Genomic DNA, 20,178 nt, shown 5'->3' on the forward strand with positions numbered 1-20,178 from the left:
GATTAAATTTTTGCTTAATTAATTAAAACCCAACATTAACTCCGAGCGTGTAAGTCCGCGGAACGGGATAAGATCCGCCGTCGATCCCCAGGCCGGTGGAAGCAGTGCTCACGGCCACCTGCGGGTTAGAGCCAGGATATTTGGTAAAAATGTGAAGCTGCTGAACGCTTGCATATGCCCGAAGCCGTTTCAGGCCTTTGGTCGTTTTGAGCGGCACGGCGTAGCCCAGCGTCACATTGTTGATAGAAATATGGCTGGCCTTATAAACCATGTGGCTGCCCCACCAGTCGCGTTCCAGGCCGGTAGTTCCTGCCGCCAGGCTTCCGTATCTGCCTTTTCCGGGATTTTCCGGCGACCGCCACCGATCTTTCACGTCCGCCAGGACATTAAAAACACCGTCCAGGTTCGTCAGGGTTTGTTCCGAGCCGCGCAGGATATCATTGCCATAAGTGCCCGATATGGTTGCCGAAAAGTCGAAGCTTTTGTATTGAAGCGTGTTGGTCATCCCGAAAATAAACTTAGGGTGCGGGTTGCCGATGATGGTCGCGTCGTCCACAGTAATAATGCCATCCTCGTTCACATCGCGGAATTTAGCCGTGCCGACTTGCGAAGTGGTATGTTTTGGAGAGCTGTCAAAATCGGCCTGGTCTTTGTAAACACCTAAATGATCCATCCCGTAAAGCATCCCTACCGGTTGTCCCACTGTGGTGATGTGTGAACCGCCAATGACCCCGCTTCCCGGACCAGTGATGAGGCGGGAAGTTTTGTTCCCCAGTGAAACGACCTCGTTTCTGTCAAATGAAATATTGAAATCCGTATTCCATTTCAAACGCTCGCCTTGAATGTTGGAAGTGCTTACTGAAAATTCGTGTCCCCAGAATTTCAGCCCGCCAATGTTGGTCTGAATGTTCCCATAGCCCGATGCCCGGGGAACACCCACATTAAAGAGCAGGTCGCTGGTATTTTTGCGGTAATAATTATAGGTAAAATTGATCCTGTCATTCAGCAGGTTCAGGTCCAGGCCAATGTTGAACTGCTCATTGGATTCCCAGCCAATTCCCTGGTCAGCCAGGTTATCCACTCTTCTGCCCCCGGCCAGTGCGCCACCGAAAACATAGTTGGCCGTGGAAATGGTAGGGATATGCGTGTAGTTACCAATGTTAAAGTTCCCGGTGATCCCGTAGCTGGCCCTGAGTTTGAGGAAAGAGATCGTTTTAATGCTGGAGAGAAAGCTTTCCTCGGACAAGATCCATCCCAGCGATACGGAAGGGAAATTACCCCAGCGGTTTTCTACACCAAAGCGGGATGATCCGTCTCGGCGGATCGAAGCCGATACGAGATATTTTCCTTTGTAATTATAATTTACCCTCGCCAGGTAGGACAGCAGGCTCCATTCCTGTATGCCGCTCGATGCGGTGATTGTGCCGGCGGCGCTGATGGTTTGCACCTTATCATCAGGATAATTACTTCCATTGACGGCACTCGCATCATCGCGAAACTTTTGCGCAGTAAATCCGATCAGCGCGTCGAAGCTGTGTTGACCGACCTCTTTCTGATAGTTCAGTGTATTTTCATTAACCCAGGAAAGGTAAGACCCCTGGTTCAGCGCAGATGTGGGCGTTTTGTACAAACCAACGCCACGCTCACCCGTGGTTGTGCCATTGAAGACAAAACCGCGGGAGCTTCCCATATCAATGTTACCGGATGTGCGCAGATATAAGCCTTTTAATGGCTGGTATTCAGCATACATATTGGAAAGAATACGGATGTCTTTGTTATTTACTACTCTGTCGGTCAGCGTTCTTGCGTAGTTAGGCGTAGCGAACATACCCGGTGAAAAGGCAGTCAATGTCAATGATCCATCCGGATTTTTCAGTGGAGCAAGGGGCGAAGTTTGCAAAGCCTCGTTAAACGCACCGCCCACATTATCCACGCCTGAATTGGTGTTGGTAGCGTAAGTCGGAGCCACATTAAGGCCAATGTTGAATTTCTCGTGCGGACGGAAATTGGTGTTGATCCGTAAGGAGTAACGCTTATAACCTGATCCCACCACAACGCCATCCTGGCTTAGAAAACCCGCCGTAGCCGTTGTGCTGAATTTTTCGGAGCCCGTGCTTAATGATAAGCTGTGATCCGTCATGGGTGCTGTACGGGTGATGGCATCATACCAGTTGGTGCCCGCTCCATACTGCTCAGGGTTTTGAAAAACAGGGTCTACATCAAGGCCTCTTTCAATGGCCAGCTCCTTGCGCCAGGTTGCAAACTCCCTCGCATCCATCATGTCCGGACGGCCACGCTGAGGCACTTGCTGAAACCCGAAATAGGTGCTGTAATCAATGCGCGTCTGGCCTGCAACGGCCTTTTTGGTTTCGATGAGGACCACACCATTTGCTGCCCGCGAGCCGTATAGCGCCGTTGCGGAGGCATCTTTGAGCACACTGATGCTTTCAATTTCGTTGGGGTTAATGTTGCTGATGCCGCCAACAATGGGGTTTCCGTCAACCACATACAAAGGGTCGGCTCCGGCAGTGATGGACGCGGCGCCACGGATACGCACGGTCATACCCGCGCCCGGTGTGCCTGTTGCCTGTGAAATCTGCACACCGGCCAGCTTTCCCTGCAATTTTTGTGTGAATTGCGATACGGGAAGGTCGGCCAGATCTTTGCCATTGACCGTTGCAATAGAGCTGGAAAGCTGACGGTTGGATTGTTTTCCATAACCCACCACAATCAGTTCATCAAGTGATTTTTCATCATCACCCAGTACGACGTCGATGCTGGTTTGATTGGCAACAGCGATTTCCTGGCTGGTATAACCCACAAATGAGAAGACCAGAACAGCATTCTCATCGGGCACACTGATCGCGAACGCACCATTTGCATCCGAGATCGTCCCTTGCTGCGAACCTTTCAGTACAATGCTTACACCAGGTAATGCGCCTCCTTTTGAGTCACTTATTTTTCCTGAAATTTGTTTGTCAATGATCGCAGCCTCTTCTTTTTCAGGGTTAACAGGAGCAGGTTTTTCCGGTATTTTTTGGAGCATAATCTGACCGCCGACAATGCTGTAAGAAATGTTCAATGGTTTTAATGCCATACTCAGCACTTCCGACAGCTTCTTGTTCACAGCAGCCACATTAATTTTACGGTTTGCACCAATGGCATTGGAACTGTAAACAAATTCCACTTTCGCCTGCGATTCGATCTGCGCAAGAACCTTGCGGATCTCGGTATTCTCCACTTTGATCGTGATGGAACGGTCCAGCAGATCCTGCGTACGTCCTTCGTGGGCATAACCCAGGGATATGCCAACACATAATAAAATGGACTGTAAAACGGTGATCCTCATAATTTGTAGGATGAGAGGATGAAGGCGTATTCGTTTTTTCATTAGTTTTGAACGTTTTGTTTGGGCTTGAAAAAGTTGGGCAAAACCCCTCTCCATTCATTAATTTTTAATGAAGACTTGTTAGACACAAAAAGGGGGATAACGGAGAGTCGAAGGTGCTCGCAACACGTTCGGCTCTTTTTTTTGGAAATTCTAATTCATATTCATCTTTGGGTTTAGTTAGTGACTGCGCAGCCTTTTCCACTGATCAAAATCCGGGTGCCCCTGACTTCATAACTCGCATTCACCGAATTGCATAGCAGGTCCAGTTTTGTAAAAAGAGGCTGTTTGGTAATGTTTCCGCTGAAAAGGCAACCGGTAAAGGTTTCATCTTCCAAAATGATTTCGATGCCGTAAGTTTCTTCCAGTTTTCCAATAACCTCACTGAACGGATTGTCCTGGAAATCAAATGATTCCGCCATCGGTTTTCCCTTTTTCTCTGCCACCACCGGAACCGGATTGGAAACGAGGCCGGTCTCGAAGGAGCGCGTTTGAGCAGTGTATTTAACCCGCTGATTGGCAGTAAGTATCACACCATCTTTGATTCGGCTCGTTTCGGTTCCGTCTGCCCGGGCATGTTGTGAAACAGAAACTTTGCCGGTCAGCACCGATACTTCAATAGCACTTTTATCTTCACTGCCATTGACCCAGAAGCTTGTCCCCAGCACTTTGGTAACCACATCTCCGGTGTGCACAAAAAATGGCCGCTCCGTATCCCGTTGAACCTGAAAAAATGCCTTGCCTTCCAGGTATACTTCGCGCTGGACGCCCGAAAAAGACGGATCATAGGCAATGCTGCTGTTCGGGGAAAGTTGAATTTGGGAACCATCCGGCAATTTAATGGCTTTTGATTGAGAGGTTTTGCTGGTTTCCGTCGTCAGATTTTTGTTAATCATGTTGTTGACGGCCGCGTTGGTTAGCAACGCATTTTGGGAAGTTTTGTATTGATATCCTGCCCATCCTAAGGCCAGAAAAATCACTGCCGCCGCTGCCCATTTCCAGATCAGCATTTGCAAAACGGGTTTTTCTTCTTCTGTTTTGTGCTGTATTGCATTCCAGATCCGCTCTTCAATGGCATTATTTTCCTGGCTGCTGCGCTCCGGAATTGCTTCGTCGAGCGTTGCAAACCATTGCTCGACCAATCGTTTTTCCTGATCCGTGCAGTTCCCACTTCGGTAGCGGCTTAGTAGTGTATAAAAATTTTCCTTGCTCATGTTCGATTTAAGTGCCCCTTTTTACTAAGACCAAAAAAGACAGGCTCACCGCAAATGAGAATAAAAAATCATGGAAAGTTTATACTAATAGGGCAATTGAGTGGACTTAATCTTCAAAATGTAATACTGGAAATGAATGCGAGTAGGAGTGTCGTGCTGTTTCGGAGCAGCACTTTGAGTTGGCGGAGCGCCTGGGTGATGTGATATTCTACGGTGCGTTCAGGAATGTGCAGCTTTGCGGCGATTTCCCGGGCAGACTTCCCTTCAAACCGGTTCAGAAGGAAAATGTCGTGTGTTTTTTGGGGTAACTGACCCATGGCGCCTTGTAATGCGGCTTCCAGTTCTTCCAGAAATAAAGGATAATCGGGAGCCACGGTGTCATTGGCTGTGTCCAGGTCGGCAAAAACTTTTTGCTTATAATAATTGATCACCTTATTCCGCACAGAAACGAACAAGTAGCTTTGTACATTAAAAACATGGAGCTCTTTGCGCTTTTCCCAGATGTTGACAAATAAGTCCTGCACAATTTCCTCTGCGACATCTTTATCGTGCGTTTTGCAAAGCGCAAAATCATACAATCGCTGCCAGTATTCCCTGTAAAGTGCCTCGAAATCGTTTTTGTGAAGGATTATCGGACGAGGAGTCAGTTCGGCACTATGTAGAGAATCGGAATCCAATGGGTTATGTAACGTGTTAATGAACGTAACGATAGAAAAAGCTAGGAGGGTAAGCCTTTTTACTTGTTCATCCCGCCGCTCTTTGCCCCGTTAACTAAATTACCCGGCACAACCGCCCTATTTACATTGCACAAACTTCCGAAAAGCGATATTTTTAGCGTCTTTAACTTGCTATAAATCAACTTAATGTTGGTTATATGAAAAAAATCTTCCTGCTTTTTGCTTTGGCACTGGGCCTGAATGTGTCAGCGCAAAAACCGGATTCCCCGCTTGCCCGGATCTGGCAGCAGAGTCTTCCTTTTATTACCAACTATTCAACAGACGATTACAAAGCTGCTTTTCAAAACTGGGCGCTGGTGCAGGGCGATAATGGCATTATGTATGCGGCCAATAATTCGGGCGTACTCGAATTTGACGGCAGGTCCTGGCAGCTGATCCCCACTTCCGAAGGCAATCCGGTCCGTTCGCTGGCCAAGGACACAAATGGCCGCGTTTATGTGGGCGGATCGGGCGAGGTGGGTTATCTGGCTGCAAATGGCCAAAACAAAATGATTTTCCACTCCCTCAAAAACAAGCTCAGCCGCGCAGACTGGAATTTCGGGAACGTCTGGTTCACATTTGCCGACAAAGGCTCCGTGTATTTTATTTGCGATCTCCACATTCTGGAACTGGTTAACGGGAAGTTTAAAGTTTGGAAAAGCAACTTTGGCGCGCTTGGTTTTGCGTGGATGGTCGATGGCAAATTGTACGTGAGCACGAGTGAGCAGGGTTTATTGAAGAAAGAAAAGGATTCGCTCAAACTGATCGAAGGCGGTGCTGCATTTAAAGGAATGGGGCTTACCGGCTTGCTGCCTTATGAAGGAAATAAAATGCTGGCGGTAGGGCTTAGCAAGGAGTTTTTTATTTACGACGGCTCAAAATTGGAACCGTTTATCCAAAACGGGCATAGGGTGCGGATCCAGGACGCTGTATATCATGGTTTACGACTCAGCAATGGCGATTATGCGCTGGCTACCACAGGCTCGGGGTTTTATGTAATGGACCGGAACGGGATAATCCGGAATAACATTGGCCGCAAGGAGGGTTTGCCGAGCGATGCGGTTTATTCGGTTTTTGAGGACGCAGAAGGGGATGTTTGGCTGGCAACGGACAATGGGATCAGTCGTCTTGAAATTAATTCTCCGCTCCGGGTTTTGAATGAAAATTACGGCCTGGATGAAAACCCCATGGATATCGAGGTTTTCAATAATAAGCTTTTTACTACGAACAGCAAAGGGATTTTTGAGCTGAACAGCGTTTCTTCACAAGGTATTTTCAAACCATATTTCAAAAAAATTGACGGGATTGATAACTTGACAATGCATTGTCAGGCCTTTGGTAATGAGCTTATTGTGTCCAATTATGACGGTGTTTTTGTATTAGATCAAAATGGAAACCGGTCACAAATAGCCAAAGAGAATGTAGTGCGTGTGGAGGAAGCGCGATCAGCGCAAATGCCCTCACATTTAATGGTGGGCCTGGAAGGGAACGGACTTACGGAGCTGCTTTTTTCGAATGGAAAATGGGTGCAGGGCGGCCGCCGCGATAACATGCAGTTTTATTCAGAAAGCTTTACGCGCGCCGCTGACGGAACGATTTTTATAAACAGCCGACGAAACGGGATCTACGAAATAGACTGGCAAACGCCCGGACATTCGCTACGCGACCCATTTAAACTCATTCACCACGGCCCCGAAAATGGACTGTCATCCAATAAAATCCGCTGGCTCGAAAGGGTAGGGAATACGGTCTTCGCTTCCACTGACGAGGCAATGCATCGATTTAATCCCTCTAAACGCGTTTTTGAGGTCGATTCACTGCTTACTGCGGGCGTAGCGCCCTACAAAGGTGGCTGGATCAACGAGATCGTTGCGGGCCGGGACGGCACAATGTGGTTTACACTTTATCATCATTATCAAAGCCACGTTTTTGAATATGCACAAAACGGATTGCGCCGGTTACCCGTTTCCGGAAGGCTTTCCGACGCGCTTATTTCCAAAGTGCATGATAACGGGGACGGATTTATGCTTTTCGGCTCCAACAAGTGGATTGTTCTTTTTGATAAAAACATTAAAAGGGTCGCTTCAAAGACATTAAAAACCTTAATCCGCCAGATTTCGATCAATAAGGATTCTTTGATCAGTTTTCGCAATGTGCAATCGCCTCCTGAAATTGCATATGGGCATCAGGGGCTGCGCTTCCAGTTTGCCTTGCCGAGCTATGACCTTTCTGCAAAAAATGAATTCCAATATTTGCTCGAAGGCTTTCACGATAACTGGTCGGCCTGGTCGGGCGAATCGTTTGTAGATTTTACTAATTTACCGGAAGGCAATTACGTGTTTCGTGTGCGCGGGAGAGACGTATATGGACAGGCGGGTGCGGAAGACAGCCTCGCATTTACCATTCTTCCGCCCTGGTATCGCACCTGGTGGGCATTTGCAATGTATGCGCTGCTGCTGGGCGGGCTGGCGGCTGTGTTGGTCCGGGTCCGGGAAAGAAAATTGCAAAAGGAAAACCTGGCCTTGGAAAATACGGTCCGTGAACGCACGGAGAAGATCATGCAGCAAACAGAAGAGCTGAAAGAAATGGACCGCATGAAATCCCGTTTTTTTGCCAGCATTTCGCATGAATTCCGCACACCATTAACACTGATCCTGGCCCCGCTGGAAGAAGAATTAAGTCAAAAACCACCAGCCGAACAAAGCAGGCTGCTTATGATGAAGCGTTATGCCAACCGCCTGCTGGAACTGGTGAACCAACTTCTGAACTTGTCCAAGCTGGAAGCCGGTAAAATGGAATTGCAGGTCCAGAAAGGAGATTTATATCAATTCCTGAACATTCTGTCATCCTCTTTCGACTCACTTGCGCAGCATAAGGGGATTGTGTTTGAAAAGAACATTGCATTGCCCGTAGCAGCATTCTGGTTTGATCCTGATAAACTGGAAAAAATTATCATTAACCTGCTTTCTAACGCATTCAAATTTACACCTGAGGGCGGTTATGTGACATTTGCCGCTAGTATTGAAGAAAATGCCAGTGAGCAAGTTCTTCACATTGTTGTGTCCGACACTGGAAAAGGCATTGGGCAGGACGAGCAGGAACAGGTTTTTGAATCGTTTTACCAGGCGCGGCAAACTGTGGAAAATCAGGATGGAGGCACGGGTCTGGGATTAGCGCTCGTCAGGGAACTGGTGCGGCTGCACAAGGGAAGCATTGAATTGCAGAGTGAGCTGGGCAAAGGTTCCGTTTTTTCAATTGAAATACCCATTGATAAAGAAGCATATGAAGCGGGTCAGCGCATGGAAACGCAATCCGGCGAATATGAAATGCTGACAGCACAGCCGATTTCCGATGCCGCGATCAAAACTGCATCCAAACAAGCCGAACGGGAAAACCATGTCGACGAGATCCGTGAAACGGTGTTGATTGTGGAGGATAATGCGGAGCTGAGGGATTATATGGCGTCGCTGCTCGAAAGCGATTACACTGTTTTTAAGGCGCCGGACGGGGTGGAAGGGCTTGCTTGTGCGCGTAAAGTGCTGCCGAGTTTGATTATCAGCGATTTAATGATGCCTAGAATGAATGGTATGGAACTCACCGCCCACATTAAATTCGACGAGCGCACCAGCCACATTCCGGTGATCTTACTAACGGCAAAGAGCGCCCAGGAGTCACGGATCGATGGATTGAAAACCGGTGCGGACGATTATCTGACCAAACCATTTTCCGTTGAAGAGTTGAAGATCCGTGTCAAAAATCTGATCGAGCTCAGAAAAAAACTTGCAGAGCGTTATCGCGAACGCATTCGTGTGCATGTGACAGCGCAGGAGGAAATGTCGCTCGATGATAAATTTTTGATGCGGGCCAAAGAGGCCGTGGAAGCGAATATGGAAGACGTGCTTTTCTCGGTTGAAAAAATGGCCGGGGAAATGAACCTGAGCCGCACGCAGCTGCTAAGGAAGCTGAAAGCCCTCACCGGATTCGCCCCTAACGACTTCATCCGGGACTTGCGCTTGCAGAAGGCTGCGGAAATGATCCGGCAGAAAGCGGATACGATCACGCAGATCGGTTATGCCGTTGGTTTTAATGATCAATCGTATTTCAGCAAGAGCTTTAAAAAGGAATTTGGAGAAACCCCCACCGAATTTTCCGCGAGAATTTCGCAAAATGACGCATAATTACCTGGATATGCTTCCGGATTACAAGTGTCAGAGACTCAACTCGTGGCAACTTTGCAGCCTCAAACAAACAAATTTTAGCTATGAAAAATTTTCAATTCATGACAGTACTGCTTGCGTTCTTACTTTCCTTATTGTTTTATGAAAGCACTGCGCAAAAGAACCTGGCCTATGCAGGTCAAACCTATGTTCAACATGATGCGCCTACAACGGTTGCTTCATTACATATTGCCAATGAAACACGTGAGATCATGGTGAATGGAACACCATATTTCGCGATTAACAAGTAATAATAATTTCAAATCAGTATCTATTAAACAAAATGAAAAATAAAATGAATGCAAACAAAGCACTTTGGGAAAAGGGTGATTTCACCCGTCTGGCAGCAACAATGCGTGAAAGCGGTTCTGCACTGGTAGCGAAATTGGGAATCACAAAAGGTCTGAAAGTCCTGGACCTCGGCTGTGGTGACGGCACCACGGCCATACCCGCCGCCAAACTCGGCGCGAATGTTGAAGGCGTAGACATTGCCAGGAACCTTGTCGAAGCCGGCAACGCCCGCGTAAAGGCAGAGGGATTAACCAACATCACATTCCGCGAGGGCGACGCCATCAACCTGAACGACATTCCGGACGCGAATTTTGATCTGGTAGTGAGCATTTTCGGAGCCATGTTTGCACCTCAGCCACTTGATGTGGCCAAAGAAATGTTCCGTGTGACACGCCCTGGCGGAAGGATCGTAATGGGCAACTGGATACCAGGCGACCCTACGCTGGTTGCGCAAATCCTGAAAGTAAGTTCCGCTTATACTCCCGCGCCGCCCGAAGGTTTCGTGAGTCCGATGCTCTGGGGCGTGGAAAGCAATGTGATAGAACGGTTCGTTGCCGCCGGCGCGCAGAAAGAAAGCATTTCATTCGAAAGGGAAACATTCACCTTTCAGGCACCTTTCTCACCCACTGTTTTTCTGGATACATTCCGAAAATACTACGGACCCACGATGAATGCATTTGAAGCCGCAGAAAAAAATGGAAAGGAAGCCGATTTGCAGCGTGAGTTAGAGGCTTTGTTCGAAAGTCAGAACCAGAGTTCAGACAAAAACACAACCTCCATCCCCGCCACATTCCTGAAAGTGACGGTTCTTAAATAAAAAGTACAATGTTAAAAGGCCTGCTATCATGATGCGCAAGCGTTGTGATGAGCAGGCCTTTTGTTTGAAGAAGCAAATCATCCCCAAAATTGATGATACACGCTTCCATCATTGCCTCTTGCGTAAATGGCCCGGTGGGATGGGCCGGCGGATACTGCAACGACCGGTGTCTTAGAAGTAATCGCTGAACGGCGGCTTAAAATCGGTGAACGTCTTGTGTAGGTTAACGAAGCGTTTAAACAGGGTTTCGTTTTAAAAATTGCTAATTTGCATGCGTATTATTCAAGAAGTTGCTCATGAACAAAAAGGAGCCGGAAGAACTGGTTGGTGTGAAGGAAATTGCACGTCGGGCGAATGTGTCCATCGGAACCGTGGACAGGGCGATCCATAACCGCCCCGGCGTGGCGAAGAAAACCAGGGAAACCATTTTGCAGATCATAAATGAGCTTGACTATCAGCCTAATCTGCTGGCCAAAAGACTGGCATCGCGGAAAACCCTCCGCATTGCTACGCTCATTCCAACGGCCTCCGAAGAAACGAGCTTTTGGCATGCCCCATTACAGGGTATAGAAAAGGCCGGCACGGAGCTCAGCCAACAGGGGATCATCAGCGATCATTATTTTTATGATCAGGATTCAATTGGTTCATTCGTTGAAAAAACAGGCATAATACTACAAAGCAAACCCGACGGCATCCTTTTCGCACCTTCCTTCATGGAAGAGTCCGTAAGTTTCTCCCGCACCTGCAAGCGTCTGGACATCCCTTATGTGTTGATTGACTCCGACTTACCCAATGACGAAAGCATTAACTACACAGGCCCAAACCTGTTTGATAGCGGTTACCTAAGCGGGCATCTGGCCAGTTACCTGGTTCAGCCTGGGGATGAAATTTTAATTGTCAATATCTCCAAAGAAATTGATGATCATCACCATCTGTTAAAAAAAGAAGAAGGCTTCCGGGCATATTTTGAAACCCAGGCCACCATTCCTGGCATTCACAAGGTGGATATTCGCAAAACGGACCCGGCGTCCATGGATGAGCACCTAGCCAGGGAATTCCACAATGCAGCGCACATCAAAGTAATTTTTGTAACCAATTCCCGTGTCTCAGCAGTAGCCAGGTTTTTGGAAAAAACAGGGAAAAAAGCGCTGCTGATCGGTTATGACTATATTGATGAGAACCTGGCTTATCTTGAAAAAGGGGTGATCGACTTCCTGATCTGCCAGAAACCGGTGGAACAGGCCTATCGCGCAATGCTGACGTTATATCAGCATCTCGCTTATGGCACCGTCCCGCAGAAGAAGGAGTTTATGCCCATTGACATCATTACCCGCACAAACTATCACGTTTACCGCAACTGACCGAGGTTGCGCCAAAGCGTTTCCCTCGACCCGCTGCGGTAAAATTGTTAATGCTGCTGGGCAAACGGACTGGGTATCCGGATCAGATCCTGAATTTCGCTTCCTTCGTGCATGAACCTCGCCAGGCTGTAAACCGACCCGTCGTGGCCAATGGTGAGGGCATTGACATATGTCGGCCTTGACCCGTCCGGGTAAAAAATGGGCCCGTGATCCTGGTACCTGGCCGTTGAGATGTGATATGTGATCAAATGCAAATTTTCAAGTCCCTTGGCGGCGCCTTTTGCGATTTGTTCGGCACCCTTCACACGCAGACCATTCTCATAAATCGGTCCGCCCGTCAGATAATAGATCGTTTCTTTGTCGGGACCCAGCTGAAAACCTAGATATCCGTAGCTGAACTGATCATACATGCCACTTTTTTTCGAGGGAAGTGATGTGATCCGGTCCAAAACCGTAATTTCTTGTTTGTCAGGATCAAAACTGAAAAGGTAACCCGAATTACCGTGCACGCCATAAGCTACCAATTCCTCCTCATGCCAAAATATCTTGCGCCAGTTATAGCCCATTGAACCCGGCCGGGTAGGATCGTACTGACCAAAATAATCAAGGCGAAGGTTTGCCTGCTCCACTAGTTCAAAAGTGGGCATACCAGGCCTGTAACCCAGAATATCGCCCTCTGAATTGGAAAAATAGACCTTCCCTGACCTTGAATCGACAAACATGGAGCGGCAGATGACCCGGTAATCGTCGCCCACTATGCCACCCTCGCCTTTTCCGCAGGTGAGTCCGAGATTTTTAAGGGATCCTGTTTTCAGATCAAGATCCAGCAGATAACCCAGCGGCCAGGTTAAGGCGAAAATGTGATCGCGTGCCTTGTCGATGGTCATTGTCAATATTCCTTCTCCTTCCGGCGCCAGCGCCAGGTCCTCAAACTTTCCGGTAGCAAGGTCATAGGAAATAAAATGACCGCCTGGGTAATGCTGGTAACCCAATGGCGGGTTCACCGGCAAGCGCTCCATGCCATCGATCATTTCGTAAACACCCAGGTGCGTCGCGAAATAAAGCTTACCCTCGTGTTCGTAAAAACGGACGTGGCTTTTGCCTTGCGGAATGGCGTTAAGATGCTGTTCGCCACAAATTTCAGTGAGGTCGGCCAAAAAATGGGTTTGGTCGGTCAGCGGATCGTAGCGATACATTTGTCCTCCTGTTTCATAAGATTCGGAACATAGGACGTAGTAAATATTTCCATCGCTGGTCGCTGTAATGGCATTATAGGTATCGTGTGCCAGGGGGAAGCCTGAATAGTAGGGGGTTGCGGTCAGGTGCGGCTGGGTGTCTGCCATTTCAGCCGCCGTTTTGGTTAATGTAATCATGAAAGGTTTGTTTAAAAGGGGACTGGCATTCTCATTACCCGGAAAGGCTTTGGATTATTTTTTACTCCGTTTCTTAATCTGTTCGGCGTTTTGATACACTTTTTCAATGGCTGAGGCAATCCTGTCCATATCGCTGCGGGACGCGAGCAGCATGTTTTGGGTAAACCAGACAGCCTCCTTGCAAAGCTGATCATTCTGCGGGCAATGATTGCGTTCGTTATAGCTGCTCAGCAATTCCTTGGGGTAGGCATGCTGGTAAATTTTGGATTTAAAAGTATCAGCCAGGAAAGGCTGGGTATTGAGTACGGCGTAGCCCGAAGAACACGGAATGTCCTCAGCACGAAGCGCTTCCAGGAAATCGGCGCGCGACAGTCCCTTGAATTCCTGGGTGTCATACCGGAACGGAAACAAGTGGAAGGCTGCCCTGGTCACCTGGTTGTAAAGTCGGTAAGGGCGGATACCGGGAATGTCTTTTATTTTGGATTTCAAATAAGCGGCGTTCTCGTTTCGGAGCGTGGTTTGCGCTTCAAGACGGCGAAGCTGCGCCAGGCCAATGGCCGCCTGGTATTCCGTCCAGCGAAGTTTGGTGCCCTGCATGGTGCTGCCTGTGCTCACGGAGCCCACTGCGGTGCCATACGGGTTTCCAAAGTTCGTATAGGAAAAACAGCGGTCCATAAATGCATTGTCGTTACTTACAATCGCCCCGCCTTCGCCCACCGCCAGGTTCTTGGAATTCTGAAAGCTAAAACAGCCTGCATTTCCGATACTTCCCACTTTTTTGTTTTGATATTCAGCCAAATGTGCCTGACATGCATCCTCAATCACGACGAGATTATGCTTTTTCGCGATGGCCATGATCGGCGTCATATCCGCCGGTAAGCCCAGAATATGGACCGGAATGATGGCCTTGGTACGCGGAGTGATTTTGGCTTCAATCTTCGCCGGATCGATCTGGAAAGTTTCCGGGTCCACGTCAACAAAAACGGGCAACGCACCATTGCTCAGTACCGCAGAAACCGTCGCAATGAATGTGTACGGAGGCACAATCACCTCGTCCCCGGCCTGTATACCAAACTGCGCAAGTGCTGTCACCAACGCATTTGTTCCATTAACAACCGCAAGGCAGCGTTGTGTGCCTATCGCAGTGGCCCATTGCTTTTCGAATTCCGTAACCATTGCCGCCCGCGACCATATCCCGCTCCGGATGACGGAAAGGAGTTCTTTTTCGTCTGTTTCGGGGTTCCATTGTGGCCATATGGGCCAGTTGCTTTTGTTCCAGGCTGGGGTGCCTCCCAAAATAGCCGGCTGAGCGGCGTGGTTTCCCAGCAGGCTTACGGGTAATCCCGCTGCCAGTCCGGTAAGGGCGTTCTTCTTGATAAACTCTCGTCGCGTAAGCTGATTCTTCATGAAGGTGTTGGTTTAGAATTCTGTGGCAATGTTCGAAACTCATCGGTCGCAGTAAATGCAGGAGCGGTCCAATGTCAGACAGTCGTCTCTTTTTAAAAATTACCGTGTACGTTAACAAAGGTAGTATAAGTACTAAATCGCGCATTATCATGGGTAAGAAAAATTTTATTACAACAATGCGTGTCAGATATTTTAAAAGTGCCTGAAAAAGGAAATATACCGTTCAATACATTATTTCTCCTTTTAAGACATATGTGTATATAATATTTCTTAAATATGAATTAATCCAGAATAATGTAAAAATGTCCTTCCATTACTTGCTAATTACCTATCTTTTTATACTTTTGGCGGTAACGTACACGTAACTAAGCCTTAGAGAACGCATGAAGCCATTTTTACAACCCACTAATTCCGGCAAATTTGCAAGGCGCGGTTCTGCGCTATGCCGCATCTTGCTCGGTTCTACGCTATGCCTGCATTTATCCGCTATGCAAGGATATGCAAAGGCAGATTATCTGATGCCATTGCATGAAACGGCGGTAATCCTGGTGAAAGGAAAGGTCACCGATTCAAAAGGGGAGGTGCTGCCCGGTGTCAGCATTTTGGTAAAAGGGACGCAGCGTGGCGGCCTGTCTGACGAGAACGGGAACTATCAGATTGAGGTAAGCGATAATGCTGCCACACTTATTTTTTCCTTTCTCGGGTACGTTACCAGAGAGGTTTCGGTGGGAAATCAGTCGCAGATCGACGTTGTGATGGTGGATGATTCCAAGGCTTTGGACGAGCTGGTGGTGATCGGTTATGGAACAGCGAAAAAAAGTGATCTGACCGGATCCATTGCGAGGGTGGATGCCAAGGCTTTCCAGAATCAGCCCATGACCCAGCTTACCGATATGCTGACGGGCACAGTTGCAGGTTTTCAGGCCAATCAGGGAACGTCTGCAGCGGGTGGAAGCTCCATGGAAATCCGGGGCGTCAACTCGCTGAATGCGGCTACTTCGCCCATGGTTGTCCTCGACGGCGTGATTTTCAATGGCAGCATTAAGGACATTAACCCCAATGACATTGAGACGATGGACATCCTCAAAGATGCAAGTTCAGCAGCTGTATACGGTGCCCGCGCTGCAAGCGGTGTTATTCTGATCACTACAAAAAAAGGAACTTCCGGCAAACCAACGATCAATTTGTCGACGCGGGTAGGCGTTACACAGGTCACGTCCGACAAAGTGGCTTTCCGGAATCCGCAGCAATATCTGGACTACAGACGGGATTATCTGCAAACCCTCGGTGGCACGCGACCAGCATTCTTTTATTTTAATCCGCAGCAGCTGCCTGCGGGCGTTTCCCTGGAACAATGGCGGGCTGCCAGCGCTAATCCCAACGCAGATAACACGCGCGAATGGCTAAGCAGGCTCAATTTTTTTCCGGAGGAAATAGAAAGCTATACATCCGGCCAGACGACCGATTGGGCAAAGGAAGTCCTTCAAAACGGGATCAGGCAGGAATACGACCTGAGTGTAGGCGGACGTTCGGATAAATTAAGCTATTACTGGTCATTGGGTTACCAGAATAATGAAGGGATTGTCAAAGGCGATAAATTTTCCACGATCCGTTCGCGATTGAACCTCGACCTGAAAGTCACGGACTGGCTCAATGTTGGGCTTAACACCCAATACGCGTTCCGGGATGAAAGTTCGGTGGTGGCATCATTGGCGAGTATGTACACAGCCAGCCCTTATTCAACACCTTACAATGCAGACGGCTCGATTAAACTGTATCCCAACGGCTATGTGGGCGGAGCAGAAAATCCGCTGATCAATTATAAAGGTCAGGACCGTCTTTTTACCACTTCGAGCATTTTTGCTGCACTTTATACGGAAATAAAATTGCCGCTCGGCATCACTTACCGGCTCTCGTTCCAACCCAGGATGACTGCCACCAAAGACCATAATTTCTGGTCGCCGCAGACAGTTATGGGCTCCCAAACTTATTCGGGCGGATTTGCGCGAAGGGAGAATATGAGCTCGTCGGAGTGGCTGATGGATAACCTGATCAAATGGAACAGGAAGTTTGGGCCGCACCAGTTTGACGTAACATTGCTTTACAACATGGAACAGTTCAAATCCTGGGGCGACAGCCTGACGAATCAGGGCTTTGCACCGAGTGCGAACCTGGGCGTGCACGGAATGCAGTATGGCGACAAGCCAACCATGTACACGAACGATATCCGCTATACGGGAGACGGACTCATGGCCCGCGTCAACTACACATTGCTGGATAAATACCTGATCACCGGCTCGGTCCGGCGCGATGGTTACAGCGGTTTTGGCCAAAGCAACCCTTATGCTTACTTCCCCGCTGCGGCGTTGGCCTGGCAGGTGCATAAGGAGTCTTTTTTCCGCTCCAATATTTTTGATCAGTTAAAAGCGCGTGCTTCCTGGGGCAGGAATGGGAATAGGGAAATCGGGCCTTACGCTTCGTTTTCGCAGCTGGGCGCTTCGCCTTATTATAATGGTTCGGCGACGCTTGTCGGCGTTTACACTTCGACGCTGGCCAATTCCAATTTATCCTGGGAAGAAACAGAATCGCTCAATTTTGGTGTGGATGCAGGTTTGTTTAAAAACCGGATTGAGGTAACCATGGACTATTATATGAGCAACACGCGCCAGCTCCTCGTGCGTCGCTCGCTCCCCAGCATTACCGGGTTCAATCAGGTCACAACAAACATTGGTGCATTGAGCAACCGCGGTTTTGAGCTAACAGTGAAGACGGTGAATGTGCAAAAACCCAACTTTAACTGGGAATCGTCGCTGATCTTTTCATTAAACCGCAACAAGATTACGAGGCTGTTTGGCAATACGGGCAGCTATGTTTTGCAGGGCGAATCGCACGAAGGGGAAGTGCCGGATTATACCAACAAATGGTTTCCGGGACATTCCATCGATGCGATCTGGGACTATGACGTGCAGGGGATCTGGCAGGAAGAAGAGGCTGAGCAGGCCAAAACCTACGGGCTCAGGCCGGGGGATTATAAGGTGGCCGATCTGGACGGAAACGGCGCTTTGGAAGCATTGCAGGACAAAACATTCATCGGTTACACGGTTCCACGTTCGCTTTTCGGGTTTAGAAATGACGTTACTTTCCTGAAACATTTTTCCGCGTCCATATTCATACGTGCTGACCTGGGACATCTTCGCTCATTCCCGTGGGCGATTGCGGAATACTCGACATTCGACCGTCGGAGCACTGCGAACTACGATTACTGGACGCCTGAGAACAGATCGAATGAGTTTCCAAGACTTGGGAATAACAAATCGCCTTTCGGCGGCGGGCTTATGCCTTACAAATCATCAGCATTCGTGCGGATTCAGGACATTTCCCTGGGTTACTCGGTGCCATCCGACCTTACCGAAAAGATCAAAATGCGCGATGTGCGGGTTTTTGGAGCGGTCAGGAATGCTTTCACATTTACCAAATGGCCTGGCTGGGACCCTGAATCCGGAAATTCTCCCATGCCGAGGACATTCACTTTCGGCCTGAACCTTTCGCTTTAACCGGCTCCAAAAACATTTAACCAGACATTAAAACAGGAAAGAAATGAGACCAATGAAATTCATTTTCGCCAGCTTAATGGGGTTCGCGTGGCTGCTGACCTCTTGTTCCAAAGATTTTCTTAAACCGGAACCGCTTTCGTTTTTCACGCCGGAGAATGTGTTCGTTGATAAACAGGGTTATGAAGCCCTTTTGATCACCATGAGAAAAGACCTCACCCGCGAGCAAACTGCCCAGAAAAATTTCATGGCGCACCAGTCGGCTGCCTCGGAATCCGGTGTTCCCTGGCTGCAAATGGATTTTACCATGCTGACGCCCAATTCGGATAATTACCAGCAGTTTGTGACCCAGATCAATGACATTTTCGCCATGGTTAAGAATGCCAATACGATCATCAGCCGCATTGACAACATTACCTGGAAAAGTGAAGAGGAAAAAAACCAAATCCTGGCTGAGGCATTGTGGCATCGTTCGTACTGGTATTACCGGCTGGTGGGCAACTATGGCGACTTGCCATTTGTGCAGGAAGAAGTGAAGGGCGTAAAACTTGATTTTAAAACTCATTCGCGCTGGGCTATTCTGGACAAAATTCAGGCAGACATGGAATTTGCGACGCAATGGATGCCGGTAACTGCAAGTCCGGGCATTCCTACCAAAGGGGCAGCGGACCATTTGCTTACCAAAATTTACCTCGCCAATATGGAGTTCCAGAAAGCCGTGAATGCAGCCACCCGCGTGATCAGCGGTCCGTATGCGCTCATGGGCAGCCGCTTCGGCAGTGAGGCAGGCGTGGCCAGCAAGAATGTGATCTGGGACCTGCACCGCCCTGAAAACAAGAACATTGCAGCCAATAAGGAAACGATCCTGGCCTTTGTAGACCGTTGGGAGGCGCCGCAGGCAGCCCGGACAGTGGGGCTTTTTACCATGCGCGTTTACCATTGTGCATGGTATAACAATGCAGTGGCGAAGGATAAGGACGGTAACCTGGGAATGATTGCTTCCGGAACGCTTTATGATTCGCTTGGCCGGGGAAACTGCGATGTGGCGATATCGGATTACCAGGCTTATAATATCTGGAAGGAAAATGGTTTCGACTATAAAACCACTTCGGATCTCAGACGCGCAAACATTAACTGGTGGGACCGTGAGGAGTTATTTTACAACAACCCCGCATCGAGCCAGTATCGCAAGCCATTTGATCCCAAAAATATGGATGTGCCCTCGGAATACTGGGCGCGGATATTTGCCATGCCCTGGTATAAAACCTATGTGCCCAACAAACCTGGACAAACCGGGATCCCGCTGGGAAGCAATGGCGATTGGTATATTTTCAGGCTGGCAGAAACCTATTTGCTGAGAGCAGAAGCACATTACTGGCTGGGACAAATGGCTGCCGCGGCAGAGGATATCAATCAGGTGAGAACGCGTGCCAAAGCATTGCCGATTAAAGCCGGCGATGTAACGATCGACTATATTTTCGATGAGCGCGCACGCGAACTTTTTGCGGAGGAGCCGCGTCAGAACGAGCTGAACCGGGTGTCCTATATTATGGCTTCAAAAGGGATCAATGGTTACAATCTGACCAGCATTCATGAAAAAAACTGGTTTTTTGACCGCGTAGACAAGCACAACAATTTTTACGACCATTATGCGGATCTTTCATTTTTGGGTCAAAGTCCCCGCATAGCTCCTCACAATTTTCAATGGCCGATTGCCGATAATATGATCACTGCAAATGCGCAGGGCAGGATTAATCAAAATAAGGGTTATGTAGGGTCAGAAAAGAATGTGCCGCCGTTGGAAGAAGTGGCACCTCTTTAACATCTGATATTTTTAATCGCA

The 20,178-nt window shown here is 48.5% G+C and carries 11 protein-coding genes; 6 read left to right on the plus strand and 5 right to left on the minus strand.

Annotated features, from left to right (window positions below; genetic code table 11):
• Positions 1 to 22: 22 nt before the first annotated feature.
• The 3 genes from NFI81_RS03980 to NFI81_RS03990 all read right to left on the minus strand — a co-directional run bounded on the left by NFI81_RS03980 (position 23) and on the right by NFI81_RS03990 (position 5,279).
• Positions 23 to 3,349, minus strand: coding sequence for a TonB-dependent receptor (locus NFI81_RS03980; RefSeq protein ID WP_234613999.1), 3,327 nt, complete (start codon positions 3,347 to 3,349; stop codon positions 23 to 25).
• A gap of 215 nt (positions 3,350 to 3,564) precedes the next feature.
• Complete coding sequence (locus NFI81_RS03985) at positions 3,565 to 4,602, minus strand: FecR family protein (RefSeq protein ID WP_234613994.1); 1,038 nt, start codon at positions 4,600 to 4,602, stop codon at positions 3,565 to 3,567.
• A 113-nt stretch (positions 4,603 to 4,715) separates the two neighbouring features.
• A complete protein-coding gene (locus NFI81_RS03990) occupies positions 4,716 to 5,279 on the minus strand; it encodes an RNA polymerase sigma-70 factor (RefSeq protein WP_234613991.1) in 564 nt (187 codons plus the stop codon).
• Positions 5,280 to 5,476: 197 nt separating this feature from the next.
• On the opposite strand from NFI81_RS03990, the gene NFI81_RS03995 reads away from it, so the two are divergent.
• The 4 genes from NFI81_RS03995 (at position 5,477) to NFI81_RS04010 (ending at position 12,004) form a co-directional block, all read left to right on the plus strand.
• On the plus strand, positions 5,477 to 9,496 hold the full coding sequence (locus NFI81_RS03995; RefSeq protein WP_234613989.1) for an ATP-binding protein: 4,020 nt from the start codon (positions 5,477 to 5,479) through the stop codon (positions 9,494 to 9,496).
• Between the two features lie 101 nt (positions 9,497 to 9,597).
• The gene (locus NFI81_RS04000; protein WP_234613987.1) at positions 9,598 to 9,786 is read left to right on the plus strand and encodes a hypothetical protein; all 189 of its coding nucleotides are present in this window, start codon (positions 9,598 to 9,600) and stop codon (positions 9,784 to 9,786) included.
• A gap of 5 nt (positions 9,787 to 9,791) precedes the next feature.
• A complete protein-coding gene (locus tag NFI81_RS04005) occupies positions 9,792 to 10,643 on the plus strand; it encodes a class I SAM-dependent methyltransferase (protein WP_256549270.1) in 852 nt (283 codons plus the stop codon).
• 296 nt (positions 10,644 to 10,939) lie between these two features.
• A complete protein-coding gene (locus NFI81_RS04010) occupies positions 10,940 to 12,004 on the plus strand; it encodes a LacI family DNA-binding transcriptional regulator (RefSeq protein ID WP_234613983.1) in 1,065 nt (354 codons plus the stop codon).
• Positions 12,005 to 12,051: 47 nt separating this feature from the next.
• On the opposite strand, the gene NFI81_RS04015 is transcribed toward NFI81_RS04010, so the two are convergent.
• Positions 12,052 to 13,377 (minus strand): hypothetical protein, encoded by a 1,326-nt coding sequence (locus NFI81_RS04015; RefSeq protein WP_234613982.1) that lies wholly within the window; start codon positions 13,375 to 13,377, stop codon positions 12,052 to 12,054.
• A 54-nt stretch (positions 13,378 to 13,431) separates the two neighbouring features.
• A complete protein-coding gene (locus NFI81_RS04020) occupies positions 13,432 to 14,784 on the minus strand; it encodes a DegT/DnrJ/EryC1/StrS family aminotransferase (RefSeq protein WP_234613980.1) in 1,353 nt (450 codons plus the stop codon).
• 383 nt (positions 14,785 to 15,167) lie between these two features.
• Between NFI81_RS04020 and NFI81_RS04025 the strand changes: the two genes are divergently transcribed.
• Positions 15,168 to 18,338, plus strand: coding sequence for a SusC/RagA family TonB-linked outer membrane protein (locus NFI81_RS04025; protein WP_234613979.1), 3,171 nt, complete (start codon positions 15,168 to 15,170; stop codon positions 18,336 to 18,338).
• A gap of 43 nt (positions 18,339 to 18,381) precedes the next feature.
• Entirely contained in the window at positions 18,382 to 20,157 is a 1,776-nt protein-coding gene (locus NFI81_RS04030; RefSeq protein WP_234613978.1) for a RagB/SusD family nutrient uptake outer membrane protein, read from the plus strand.
• Positions 20,158 to 20,178: the final 21 nt, after the last annotated feature.

The organism is Dyadobacter fanqingshengii (genome assembly GCF_023822005.2).
In the GTDB taxonomy this organism is placed as follows: domain Bacteria; phylum Bacteroidota; class Bacteroidia; order Cytophagales; family Spirosomataceae; genus Dyadobacter; species Dyadobacter fanqingshengii.

Excerpts from the sequence above, each read along its gene's own strand:
- NFI81_RS03980 (WP_234613999.1), bottom strand. The coding sequence starts at position 3,349 with ATGAGGATCACCGTTTTACAGTCCATTTTATTATGTGTTGGCATATCC.
- NFI81_RS03985 (WP_234613994.1), bottom strand. The coding sequence starts at position 4,602 with ATGAGCAAGGAAAATTTTTATACACTACTAAGCCGCTACCGAAGTGGG.
- NFI81_RS03995 (WP_234613989.1), top strand. The coding sequence starts at position 5,477 with ATGAAAAAAATCTTCCTGCTTTTTGCTTTGGCACTGGGCCTGAATGTG.
- NFI81_RS04000 (WP_234613987.1), top strand. The coding sequence starts at position 9,598 with ATGACAGTACTGCTTGCGTTCTTACTTTCCTTATTGTTTTATGAAAGC.
- NFI81_RS04010 (WP_234613983.1), top strand. The coding sequence starts at position 10,940 with ATGAACAAAAAGGAGCCGGAAGAACTGGTTGGTGTGAAGGAAATTGCA.
- NFI81_RS04015 (WP_234613982.1), bottom strand. The coding sequence starts at position 13,377 with ATGATTACATTAACCAAAACGGCGGCTGAAATGGCAGACACCCAGCCG.
- NFI81_RS04020 (WP_234613980.1), bottom strand. The coding sequence starts at position 14,784 with ATGAAGAATCAGCTTACGCGACGAGAGTTTATCAAGAAGAACGCCCTT.
- NFI81_RS04025 (WP_234613979.1), top strand. The coding sequence starts at position 15,168 with ATGAAGCCATTTTTACAACCCACTAATTCCGGCAAATTTGCAAGGCGC.
- NFI81_RS04030 (WP_234613978.1), top strand. The coding sequence starts at position 18,382 with ATGAGACCAATGAAATTCATTTTCGCCAGCTTAATGGGGTTCGCGTGG.